General features: G+C 47.3%; 1 protein-coding gene. It reads left to right on the top strand.

What is annotated here, in order from left to right; translation table 11 throughout:
- Positions 1–73 precede the first annotated feature (73 nt).
- Positions 74–1,279, top strand: coding sequence for a pyrroloquinoline quinone biosynthesis protein PqqE (gene pqqE, locus GY843_RS08715; RefSeq protein ID WP_297308630.1), 1,206 nt, complete (start codon positions 74–76; stop codon positions 1,277–1,279).
- The last annotated feature ends 138 nt before the right edge of the window (positions 1,280–1,417 follow it).

Genomic DNA, 1,417 nt, shown 5'->3' with positions numbered 1-1,417 from the left:
GACACCCTACAGGCCAAATTCTCCGATGCAGGTGATATCAGCGCAGATATCCTGGAATTCCTTGGAGGCGCCTATGAGCAACACTGGATCACCCTGTAACGCTCAGCCTCAGCTTCCTGTAGTTGAGGTAAAAACTGAAGCTGACCAAAAAGCAGATAAAAAGCACGGCAAGCCCTTATGGTTGCTTGCCGAGCTAACCTATAAATGTCCTTTGCAGTGTCCCTACTGCTCTAATCCTCTTGATTTTGCCGACTTCGGTGGTGAATTGACCACTCAGCAATGGCTTGATGTGTTTGAGCAGGGGAGAGAGCTGGGTGCCGTACAGCTCGGTTTTTCCGGCGGTGAACCGCTGGTCCGTCAGGATCTGATTGAGCTGATCGGTGGTGCCAATGAGATGGGTTACTACACTAACCTGATCACTTCCGGGGTAGGCCTTAACGAGCGTAAAATGGCTGAGTTCCATAGCGCGGGTCTGGAGCATATTCAGGTCAGTTTTCAGGCCAGTGATGAATCGGTCAACAATATGTTGGCGGGTTCTAAAAAAGCCTTTGAGCAGAAACTGAAAATGGCGCGTGAGGTGAAAGCCCAGGGTTACCCGATGGTGCTTAACTTCGTGACTCATCGTCATAACATTGATCGAATTGATCGTATTATCGAGCTCTGTGTAGAGCTGGAAGCAGACTATGTAGAGCTGGCAACCTGTCAGTACTATGGTTGGGCGTATGAGAACGTTAAGCAGTTACTGCCAACCCAGGCACAGCTGGAGCGTGCTGAACGCATTACCAATGAATACCGTGAGAAGCTGGCGGCGGAAGGTAATCCGATCAAGCTGATCTTTGTTACTCCGGATTATTATGAAGAGCGTCCTAAAGGCTGCATGAATGGCTGGGGGCAGGTGTTTCTCACTGTCACTCCAGATGGTAAGGCGCTACCTTGTCATAGTGCACGTATGCTGCCAATTGAATTTCCGAATGTGAAAGAGATGTCACTGCAGCAGATCTGGGATGAAAGTCCGGGTTTTAACTACTTCCGTGGCGATGATTGGATGAAAGAGCCTTGTCGTAGCTGTGATGAGAAAGATAAGGACTTTGGTGGCTGTCACTGTCAGGCATATATGATGACGGGTGATATGCATAATGCAGATCCTGTTTGTGGAAAATCCCCGCATCACGACAAGATCCTAGCTGCACGTCAAGAAGCGGAATCGGTTGTAAATAACCCGGATGAGTTTACTTATCGTAATGAGAGAAATTCAAAGGTATTTGCTCGCGGTGGCTGATGTGACCTCTTGTATATTTGGTGTTTAAAAAAGAATAATAGGGATCAATTTGATCCCTTTTTTATTGGTTGTTTATGACAAATACAAAACCAGGTTTCTGGAGATCTAATCTCTCTGAAGAGCAGGCGATTAGTGCTT

Origin of the sequence: Neptuniibacter sp., from assembly GCF_024231755.1 — a bacterium.
Lineage (GTDB): Bacteria > Pseudomonadota > Gammaproteobacteria > Pseudomonadales > Balneatricaceae > Neptuniibacter.
Note: the sequence above shows the minus strand (reverse complement) of the source record. Positions and strands in the feature narration are given on the sequence as shown.